This window comes from [Clostridium] polysaccharolyticum, from assembly GCF_900111595.1.
Lineage (GTDB): Bacteria > Bacillota > Clostridia > Lachnospirales > Lachnospiraceae > Clostridium_AI > Clostridium_AI polysaccharolyticum.
Map to the genome: position 1 here is coordinate 1 of NZ_FOHN01000045.1, position 11,288 is coordinate 11,288.

9 protein-coding genes are annotated in these 11,288 nt (G+C 38.0%); 2 read left to right on the forward strand and 7 right to left on the reverse strand.

What is annotated here, in order from left to right:
- Positions 1 to 573 (forward strand): IS3 family transposase (locus BMY85_RS15015; RefSeq protein WP_143066411.1); only part of this gene is annotated, 573 nt, incomplete at its 5' end.
- A gap of 6 nt (positions 574 to 579) precedes the next feature.
- Here the strand turns inward: BMY85_RS15015 and BMY85_RS15375 are convergent.
- From BMY85_RS15375 to BMY85_RS15045, 7 genes are all read right to left on the reverse strand, one after another.
- Complete coding sequence (locus tag BMY85_RS15375; RefSeq protein ID WP_207646559.1) at positions 580 to 777, reverse strand: hypothetical protein; 198 nt, start codon at positions 775 to 777, stop codon at positions 580 to 582.
- 118 nt (positions 778 to 895) lie between these two features.
- A complete protein-coding gene (locus tag BMY85_RS15020) occupies positions 896 to 1,159 on the reverse strand; it encodes an uberolysin/carnocyclin family circular bacteriocin (RefSeq protein ID WP_092479196.1) in 264 nt (87 codons plus the stop codon).
- 89 nt (positions 1,160 to 1,248) lie between these two features.
- Positions 1,249 to 3,663, reverse strand: a complete 2,415-nt coding sequence (locus BMY85_RS15025; RefSeq protein ID WP_092479198.1) for a GH36-type glycosyl hydrolase domain-containing protein — start codon at positions 3,661 to 3,663, stop codon at positions 1,249 to 1,251.
- A 46-nt stretch (positions 3,664 to 3,709) separates the two neighbouring features.
- Positions 3,710 to 6,421 (reverse strand): GH36-type glycosyl hydrolase domain-containing protein, encoded by a 2,712-nt coding sequence (locus BMY85_RS15030; RefSeq protein ID WP_092479206.1) that lies wholly within the window; start codon positions 6,419 to 6,421, stop codon positions 3,710 to 3,712.
- Between the two features lie 253 nt (positions 6,422 to 6,674).
- Complete coding sequence (locus tag BMY85_RS15035; RefSeq protein WP_092479200.1) at positions 6,675 to 8,795, reverse strand: peptidase domain-containing ABC transporter; 2,121 nt, start codon at positions 8,793 to 8,795, stop codon at positions 6,675 to 6,677.
- Positions 8,796 to 8,932: 137 nt separating this feature from the next.
- Positions 8,933 to 9,679, reverse strand: coding sequence for an alpha/beta hydrolase (locus BMY85_RS15040; RefSeq protein WP_242939755.1), 747 nt, complete (start codon positions 9,677 to 9,679; stop codon positions 8,933 to 8,935).
- A 154-nt stretch (positions 9,680 to 9,833) separates the two neighbouring features.
- Entirely contained in the window at positions 9,834 to 10,022 is a 189-nt protein-coding gene (locus BMY85_RS15045) for a helix-turn-helix domain-containing protein (protein ID WP_092479204.1), read from the reverse strand.
- A 519-nt stretch (positions 10,023 to 10,541) separates the two neighbouring features.
- Between BMY85_RS15045 and BMY85_RS15985 the strand changes: the two genes are divergently transcribed.
- On the forward strand, positions 10,542 to 11,288 hold a 747-nt coding region (locus BMY85_RS15985; RefSeq protein WP_143066413.1), incomplete at its 3' end, for a transposase.

Sequence of the window (11,288 nt, forward strand, 5' to 3'; positions counted from 1 at the left end):
GTCCGAAGAAAAAAGCCAGGATATCAGAAACACAACCCACATAAGGTATTTCCTAATCTTATCAGGCAGGATTTTTCTGCACCGGATGCAAACCAGCGCTGGTGTACCGATTTTACATATTTGTTTTTAAAAGACGGAAGCGTACGCTATAACTGTGCCATTTTGGATTTGCATGACCGAAGTATCATTTCCAGTATTACAGACAAAGAGATCACAAGTGACCTTGCAATAAGAACTTTGAAGAAAGCTCTCCAGTCACAGCCTAAAATAAAAGGGGAACTGATTCTTCATAGCGATCAAGGATCTCAATATACATCTCATGCATTTACAAGCTATTGTGAATCTGTAGGAGTGACTCAGAGTATGAGCAAGGCAGGCTATCCTTATGACAATGCACCAATGGAGCGTTATTACAATACATTGAAAAATGAACTGATTTATCAGCATGAATATAAAACAGACGAGGAACTAAACGTAGCAATTGAAGAGTATGCATACACATGGTACAACCATGTAAGACCTCATTCATACAATGGTTACAAGACACCATTTGAAGCTAGATATAGTAAGTGAGATGATTTAGGGTGTGATGTTACAAAAATGCTTGACCACAACAATATCGCTTCTGCTTAGAAATAAAATATCACAAAACGTAATAATTCCTATTGCAAATACTGTTACCACACTGTGTATTACACGATACATTCTTTTGTCATCTATTATCTTTATTCTTCTTCTCCAATGCTCAAATAATATATCGATCATATTATATGCCATCCATTCCTCTCTAACCTTCATCTTTTATAGAAACCTTGCTGCCTCATTACTCTCGTAAAAAAGAAAGCCATGACACGTTGCCACAGCTTTCACGCTCATACATTTTTAATCACTGCAATTACCATGTAATTGCTAATTTCTTTCCTACCTTTTTAATCATTGCTTTTGCAGCTACAACAAAACCGTAAGAAACAGCTCCCGCTCCAACTACAGTACCCAAAATCGAAATAATAGTCAAAGCCGTTGAACCAGCATCTATAATATCAATAATTTTAGTTGCAGCGGCAGTTGTCACCCCAAGCTGTGCTACAACACCAGAAACCCCAAACATCATACTAAAAATAAGCATAGTTCCAACAGCCAATGCACACTTTTTATTCATATAATCACCTCCTAAAATATTTTGCACACAATACAATACACTTTTTTCCTATTTTGTCAACCTTTTCCTATTCAAATATATTTTCCTTATTACGACATAATCAGTTCCACTTCTGTCTGCTTTGTCATAACTTCAGCTGGAATATAATTTCCTTCCATTTCTTTCCCATTCACCAGAAGCTTCTTGCAGCCTGACTCTGCATGTCCTGGATTCTTCACTACAATATGAAGATGGTTTCCACGGAAATCTTTTTCTATTTCAAAGCTTTCCCAGTCTTTTGGTACAGATGGAGATATCTTTAATCCATAGAAATCCGGACGCATACCCATAATGCCTTCCACACATCCTACCATAATTGTGGAAGCAGTACCTGTAAGCCAGTGCACATGAGAACGTCCAAAGTGAGGACTTGTTTTCCCTTCTGTAAACTGTCCATAGCAATATGGCTCTAGCTTACGGATTTGTGCTTTATCATTCTGGGCTGCTGGTGCATTTTCCTTAAAGTACATAAAGGCCCTCTCCCCATGTCCACGAAGTGCTTCCGCAAGAATAATCCATCCCTGGGACTGTGAAAAAATACCTCCATTTTCTTTTACACCTTGGTTATAAATGACTGCAAGAGCCCCATCAAAGGCATGTGCATGGTATGGAGGATCCATAAGCACTGCACCAAACTCTGTATTTAACTGCTGATTTACCATATCAAGAGCAAGATCTGCCTGTTCATCTGTGGCAAGTCCACTAATTACAGACCAGCTTTGAGGATTTAGCCACATATTTGCTTCTGGATCTGTTCTTTTGCCAATTACCTCTCCCTTTTCTGTAAATCCACGTATAAAACGGTCTTCATTCCAGCACAAATCTTGTATAATATTTTCTAACTTTTTCTGGCTTTCCTCTAAGTATTTAATATACTTGCCATCCTGTTTGTACTGTGCAAACTTTTTAAGAATTGTCATGCCCAGGTAAAACTGAAAAGCCACAAAAGTAGATTCTCCTTTTTTCCCCAGACGTAAACAGTCATTCCAGTCAGCATATAAACCGGCAGGCATGCCATGAATTCCAAGATGGTTCATAGAGAAATCAATTGCCCGTTTCAAATGCTCATATACTGTGCCTTCGTCTTTATTGGCAAAAGGAATTACCTCATCAATAAAATCTAAATTGCCAGATTCGGAAATATATTTATAAACAGTTGGAAATAGCCATAGTGCATCATCCGCACGATAAGCAGGATGTCCTGTTTCCTTTACATAAGATGCATCATCTGGTGTATCCTCATGGCCTGCATTATGAGTGAATTTCACTAATGGAAGCCCACCTCCATTGTCTACCTGTGCTGATAGCATAAAACGTATTTTATCAACTGCCATTTCTGGTGCCAGATGAATTACGCCCTGGATATCCTGAACCGTATCACGATAGCCATAACCATTACGAAGCCCACAGTAAATAAAGGAGGCTGCTCGTGACCAGATAAATGTCATGAAGCAGTTGTATGCATTCCATGTATTAATCATAGTGTTAAACTCAGGGCTTGGTGTATTTACTTGGAAATGAGAAAGTTTTTCATGCCAGTATGTAATCAGCTCTTCCAATTCTTTTGCACATGCTGCCTCTGGATGTTCGTACTCTTTTAAAATAGCTGCCGCTTCTTCATTTTCTTTCATTCCAAGTATAAATGCTATTTCTTTTGTTTCTCCTGGTTCTAATGCAATTTCTGCTGCTAAAGCACCACAGGCATTTTCATTATAGCTTAATGCATCACCTAAATTGCCTGCTTCTACACCAGCTGGATCTGCATAGGAATGATAACGGCCAATAAATTTTTCTTTATCCCCACAGAAGGAAGATACCTTTGCACCAGCAAGGCCAAATACACGATCCGTTGCTGTTTTGTTATCTACCATCTCTCCCTTTTTTAATGTATCTAAGTTACCATGTACTGTCTGGCGGATTCGGTTTTCTTCAAATGCAGTCCTTGTAATAAATAAAGAGTATTGCAGATTCACCAGATCTTCATTGTAATTGGAATTATTGGTAAATTCTGCGTATCCAGTTACCGTAAGGCTTCTTGCTTTCTTACCTGTATTGGTTACCTTTAAATTCCACACTTCATAAGATTTATTAAGAGGAACATAATATAACGCCTCGGAATGAATTTCACTATAATCCGCTAACATTTTTGTATATGCAGTACCATGATGACATTCACTCTTATAAGTTTCTAAGTCTTTTCCTACTGGCTGCCAGGAAGCGGACCAGTAATCTTTACTTTCATTATCACGTATATAGATATACCTGCCTGGCTGATCAAAGTTATTAAATACATAGCGGAGGATTCTTCCGTTTGCTCCTGATTTTGCAAAACTGTATCCTCCTGCATTGTTGGAAATAACTGCACCATACTCTGGTGAGCCTAGATAATTAGCCCAAGGAGCCGGTGTATCTGGCCTTGTAATTACATATTCTCGCTGTTTATCATCAAAATATCCGTAGTTCATACGAATCCTCCTAATTTTTGTATTTTTATCAGACTGCCACCTTGGTTTATGCACCCAAGGTAACAGTGATTGTGTGAATGGAACCGTCTAAGCCTGTGATTGCTTCTTTGGACAGGCTCACTCCATTCTCATCTTTTGTAAGTACTATATGATCATCACATACTGCTTCTTTTACTTTATATGCATCATAATCCAGTTTCTCTGGATTCTTAATCTGGATGCGAAAACTCTTATCCGCAAAACGTAGTGTAAGCAATGCATTTCCATCCCGATCAAACTGTTCTTTTACAAGTTTCGGATTTACTGTAAGTGCTCCTAATTTTCCTTTCACTCCAAAAACTTCTGTAATATAAGTAAGCATATACCAGCTTGCTGCACCTGTCAGGTAATGATAAAGGCCTCTTCCTGATGCATCAAAGTATTCTGGAATTCCAGGGTAGATCTTACTTGTTTCAAAATTAAGGGCATTTTCTGCCAGCGTGGACAATGCAATATGCCCTTCCTTTACAAATCCTCTCTGATACAGAGCGTTAGCATACATAACAGTCATATGTGAAAATACTGCTCCATTTTCTTTTTCCCCATAAGCAAATCCAAACATTCTTCCTAAATCAAATTTTTCTTCGTGGAAGTTCGTGTTAAGGCGATATCCGCCAGCTTCCTTACGATACAAATAACGGTCTGCACTTTTACAGATTTTCGCAACTTGCTCCTTAAGAGCGGTCCTGCTCATAATAGAAAATACCTGTCCTGTCAGCATCATTCTGACACCACTTTCAAAATAGCCTTCTACCGCCTGTTTATGATTATCGTAATAGCTGTTAAACCAGCCTTCTTCCTGATTTTCATCTTTTCCCTGAATCCACTCTGTCTTACGGATGTGTTCCTGCATCCAGGCTGCCTTATGTCTAAGATTCTTTGCCAGACTGCTTACTTCTACCTGAACTGTTTTTCCACTTACATTGTGTCCACAAGATTCCAAATATTCTTTTAATAACGCATGTTTTGCATCAATATCTTCATAAGTTGCCACTTCATCCCGGAGAAGCACTTGAATCTCCTGTAACAGTTCTATCTGCTTCCAGCCAAACCTGATCTCTAACACATCAAGTAAATCTGCTAAGTCATTTAAGTTGCCAGCATATGCACAAGTAAAGGCAACACTTTCTCCATTTTCGCTTGCCATATCCAAAGCATCATTCCAGTCTGCTCCTCTTAACCGGATATGATTATGGGCACCAACCTCATAGAAAGAACATAAATGCTGTAAAAGGAGATGCTCTAAAATGGTTCCCTGATAAACCGTTCCATCTTCTGTTTTCTGTTTCACGCCATATGCAGTATCCCATTCTTTATCTAAGCTGGTTCCACGTTCTTTCTGTTCATCTTTAAAATAAGCCGCTTTCTCTTTTAAAATCTCTATATCACCCGTCTGGTCAATATAAAGTTTTGTGGTCATAAAAGGCCATACTCCATGATCCATCCAGACACGGGCAATCCCATTTCTATCTGCAATAAATTCTCCCTGATGCTCCCCGATAATCGTTGCATTGGTTCCATCAATACGAACTCCGCCGTAATTATCCAGTATCATCTGGCGCACATCACCTGGATCCATAATAAGCAAAGACAGGCAATCCTGCCATAAATCACGCCAGCCTCTTCCGCCACGTCCATAATCATGATGTGGAAGAAAGGAACATCCATAGATTCTTCTTAAAAATGGCTGGAAACTGACCCAGCGCATAAAGCTGTCCATCTCAATATTTCCTGTGTGATAACCTACATTTACTTTTTCTTTCCAGTAAGTTTCTACTTCATTTCTTGCTGCCGCCACCTTAGCTTCTTTGTCATATGATGCCATTACTTCATCAATTTCTTCTGGTTTGTCTGTTATGCCAAGAACAACGGTATAAGAAACGGATTCTCCCGGCTGTAACACAGCTTTTGCAAAACGGATTCCACCAAGGGCTTCTTTTCCCTCTACCGCTTCTCCTGCTTTCATTCCTGGAAGGTCCAAAAGGACTGCTCTTGGATGTGTAAGGCTTCCGCCTTCCCCAATAAAATTCTCCGTTACAGGGTAAAAACTAACAGGTTTTTCTCCTGTACCTGTTACACCACAGATAAAATAAGTCAGCTGGTTTTTCTGATGCCCACGCTCATCAAATGATAAGGTTGGTTTTACTAAAACACCATACTCCTCTGTCCGGATTCTATGTAGCAGTGAAGTAACATGTCTATGATCACGTATATTATCCGCACTTCTTCCAAATACCGGTATTGCTGCTACAGGTGTAATTTCACTTGCATCTGCTCCCGTATTTTCAATGGTAACATGCATAATTTCCACATTATGACCTAATGGAACGAAGGATTCTATTGTGGATTTCAGCTGGTATTTTTTTGACTGTCTTGTAATGGTATGCCACATAAATCCAGCAGTTACTTCACTGTCATCCTGTTCCTTTGTAAATTTACGGCATTCTTCCTCTGCTGATGCTCCTACAGCAGACCAGATTCCTTTTCCTTCTACACGGCACCAGAAGTTTCTGACCGAACGGTTATTGTGCAGATTTTCCACACTAACTGGTTCCATTAAAAATGCGTTCTGGTTTAATTTAATATCTCCTCCAAGATTTGGAGACACTGCACCTTTGATTCCTTTTTCGCCTGCAATCGGAAAATATAAATAATTATAATTTTCAGGCTGTTTCATGGAAAACGTACCTTCATGATCTAAAAACTGAATGAATCCCATTTTTTCCTCCTCAATATAAAACTTCCTAATATCTACTTTCCTTTTACGCAAATACTCGATTCTCTTCTCCCTCTTGCCCACACACTCTCCTGTATTAATTCAAACACTTGATTATTCACGTATCTCTATTATAGTGGCTATTCTTGGTTTCTACAATTAAAATCTGCTTTCCTATTCATTTTTTTTCATTTTCCATAGATATGCCTCTGTTTATATACATTTTGTGCATTTTTTAAATTAGCTAATAGGTTACTTACTGCTCCTGTGTATTGTATAAAGAAGAATATGCCCCCTGCTTTTCCAGAAGTTCCTTATGTTTTCCTTCTTCCACAATACAGCCTTTGTCCATTACCAGAATTTTGTCAGCATCAATAATTGTAGACAGACGATGGGCTATAATAATTCTTGTACATCCCTGCTGCTTTAAGTAGTTAGACAGTTTTGCCTCATTTACATTATCCAAGGCACTGGTCGCTTCATCTAGGACAAGTACTTTTGGCTTTTGGATAAGAGCCCTTGCAAGAATGATTCTTTGACGCTGTCCACCAGATAAATTAAGTCCTCCATCTGATACCAGAGTATGAAACTTTAACGGCATTTCCTCTATCTCTTCATATATGTTCACTATCTTGGTAACTTCTATAACATCTTCCTCTGTGATGTCCTCCCGCTCCAAAACAATATTATCATAGATGCTTTTATTAAATAAAACTGATTCCTGTGGAACGATTCCGAACTGCTTTCTTATATATCCCATATCCAGTTTTTCAGCATCTGCTCCATCATATAAGAGCCTTCCTTCTGTGGGATGATACAATCCTACAATCAGTTTAGCCAAGGTGCTTTTTCCACAGCCTGACTTTCCAACAATGGCTATTTTTTCTCCGACCTGTATATGCAGGGAAATATCTGAAAGAACATTCTGCTCGGTACCTCCATAATGATAGGATACGGATTGAAGTTCTATATCTCCTGTGGAAATATGCTGAAGCTTTTCTGCTTCTTCCTCTTGGTGCAGATTCTGATATGAGATATCCCCTAAACGCTCCATATAAATATTAGACCTTACAAAACTCCAGTAAGTGGAGAAAATTGTTTTTACAAAACCAAAGTAAGAGTTGCTTAAAAAGTATAATGCCATAGCCATTCCCACAGATATTTCTCCTCGTACGGCATAATGGATTCCAAGAAGCAGTACAGTCACAGGTGAGATCATTTCTATGGCAGCACCCAGAACACCGATAATCGTAGTCATTCTCTCACTGGCAAAATACTTCTTCTGGAACACATCAAACTGGCGTTTCCATCGTTCGTAGATATTTTCTTCGTAGGAAACCATTTTAATGGACATAATGGACTGAACGATTTCAATATAAGTAGACTGAAGTTTGCTTTGTTCCCTGACATAATCGTTATTTAATTCAATTGCAGATGGATATGTAAGTGTGGTATACAGTACATTTAAGAAAAACAGAATTAAAACGACAATCCCTATGGTGGTGTTTCTCGAAAAAATATACCCTGTAATTACGATGACAGCTCCCATGTCAACCATACCGCTGATTACCTGCTGTGCAAATAATTCTCTAATAGCAGAACAGCTGTTTAAGGAAAATACCAGTTCCCCTTTGCTTCTTAAATCAAAAAACTGATAATCTGCATGAAGAAGGTCTTTCATGACTTTCGACGTCAGATTCTTATCTATAACCATTCTAAGACGAATCATTGCCATGCTATTAAAAAACATGACCAAAGATGTAAACACTACAAGAAGGGCAAATCCTCTGGCATAATACCAGTATTTGCTTTGTACCATTACATTGTCTACAATGCTCTGCATCAGGGTAGTGGTAAGCAAAGTAACTGCATAACTGATACAGGAGAAAAATGCAACCACCGCATATTTCTTTTTATCCTGCAGAATACACGGCAAAAACATTTTCCATGAAAAGAACTGTTCTTTTTCCTTACGGAATCCTTCTCCTGGTTTTGCTTCAATCAGGGCATTGGAAAATTTCTTTTCAAAATCTTCCAGGCTTAAATGATCTCTTCCTGTTTCTGGATCCACAATCACAGCTTTATTTTTTTCTACTTTTTCAAAAATGACATATTTGGAGGCTTCCCATACTAGAATCACTGGCTTTTTCATTTCTAATACTTCTTTTGCACTTGCCTTCCAGATCTGTGCATCAAAATGGTATCTCGTTAATAACTCACTTAAAACCTGAATTGCCGTCCCATCACGGCCTACATTGATTTCATTTCTTAATTTGGACATAGGAATTTTCAGCCTGTAATAGTCCATAAGCATTTTCACACAGCACAGACCACACTCTGTCTGCTGCAGCTGGGCATAATGATGTATTTTTCTCATATTGTTCTCCTAACATGAATTTTTCTTGTTACACGTACCGAAAAACTAGTCAGTTAAAGTGTACTACATCACCTATACGCACGCAACCAAAAAAAGCAGAACTTTGTATCTTCCATACATTGTCCCGCTTTCTTTTATCAATTTTTACTTTTTTTCATCTGGTCTTCCAAAACTTTTGCTGTAAATTCTCTTTGCTCCCTTTCTGTTATCGTTGCCTTTCCATCTCCATCCTGTTCCCCATAACTTCCAAAGTAACTATGACATCCACCTTGAATCACTTTTTCTACAAAAGATTCTGGCAAATGAGACTGGTTCTTTTTATACTTTTTTTTATCAAGCACCTGATCATTAGAACCGTACAAGCTGATTACCTGCAAATCCGTTTTGCTAATATCAGCAGTTGAATATGCTCCTAGCAGCACAAGTCCTTCAAATTCTTTGGCATGTTTTGAAACATAGAATGCTGCCATTGCACCTCCAAGTGAATGACCACCTATATACCAGTGTGTAATCTTTGGAAACTGCTGCTGTAATCCATCTGCTGCTTTAGAATCAAGTACAGCAAGATTGCCAGGCATGTGTACTAATATGGATAAAATTCCATTTTTAGCAATCTCCTGCATAAGAGGTGCATAAGCTTCATACTGGACTTTTCCTCCTGGATAAAAGATAAAACCTATATCAGGTTCTTCCTCTTTTGGCGAAAATACCATTGTATTTTTACTGATTTTTGATACGGTTACTTTTTCATTAGATTCCACTTGAGACAATGCAAAATCCGATGCACAATAATCATCATTTATATATATAACAGAAACTGTGGCAAAAAACAGAATAACTGCAGCACAAACCACAAAAACAATTTTTTTTCCTTTTTTCTTCATATTTGTCATCCTTATTTTTTCTCACTCTACTTACCTTTTTGTTTTCTTTTGTATAAAAAGGCACCAGCTCCAGTATCCAAATCCAGATACTGGAGCTGGTGCCTTTCTTTTACTCATCTATGTCCTATCCACTGTTGTTAGCTGGCCTTTTTTTCTACAGATCTAACACTTGCGAAATCTTATCTATATACAGGGTGCCTGCCCGTTCTCCGAATAAAATCTTGCCCAAATACTGTTTCGATGTTCCCACCATCGCCGCTAATTCCACCTGTGTCATGTTCAGCTCAATTAGCCTATGTTTAATTTCCTTTCCAAACGGAGTTAATTCTCTTCTCTTACTCATACAATCAAATCCTTCCTATATCCTAAAAATATTTTCCCCCATGTCATCGAAAATGTAAAGCACATGGGACTAGTTGACACGAATGTCCTACCACGCCTGTCTAATAAACCAGTCAGCACTGGGGTCACCCGATGATCCTCTATAGGATATTTGCATAAAACAAAATAGGTGTCGGATTCTTGTTAACTTCTATGAGATCTTGCTATGTACTTCCCCCTTTCTATCCTATCTTCCGGTCTCGAAATCAAGTCTACGTTTATCTTATCACAATATATTCTTTAAAACAATAAACTTTTCCTATCTTTATGAGAAAGTTTATAAAATCCCTGCCATACACATAAGCACAGCAGGGAACTCTTTCCATTTAATAATTTTTTTCAGTTTCTTACAAAAAATATTTTTTCACTTATTTCTTCAGCCATAAAAAGGGGCTGTGAAAAAAGTTCCTTTCATTAAAAAAGAGGATTTGTAACTTTAAATGAGTTATAAATCCTCTTTTTGTGGTAAAATTTTTTTGAAATGAAAATTACCAAGATTTATTTTAAACCAAAGCAAGGCATTTTGCCAATGTTTATTTCTGATTATCTTGATATTTGTGATCCTGTTCTTACATTTGACACATTCATGGAGGGAATTGAGATAAATAGGTATCTGCAAAAGTTACCGGTTCATGAGACTGGTCGCATCAGATATAATCCTGTCAACATGTTAAAAACGGTCCTTTTCGGCTTTATGACAAATGGCTACATGTCACTTAGGGAACTTGAAGACAGCTGTAAAGTAAATATCAGGTTTATGTATTTGATGGATAATGAAAGACCTTCATATCGTACATTTGGGTACTTTATTAATAAGGTTCTTAAGGATTCTATTGAGGATATCTTCCATGATATTAATAAAAAAATCTTCGATGAAGAGGGTGTTGACCTGAATCATCTTTATATTGACGGTTCTAAATTCGAGGCGAATGCAAACAAATACAGCTGGGTATGGAAGAAAGCAACTGAGAAGTCTCGCTATCGTCTTTTTGATAAAATTACACTTCTTCTAAACGAGATCAATGAGGAATTAGTATGGAGCGGATTTAAAGCAGCCACCAGTACAGAGTACGTACCCGACCAATTAAAACAGCTTCTTGCTCGTTATGCTGAAATCTGCAGGATTGATGAAAGCAGCTTTGTCTATGGCAAAGGACATCGCAAAAGTGTACAGCAACGTCATTATGAAATGTTACGAGAATACATATCCAGGCTGGAGGAATATATC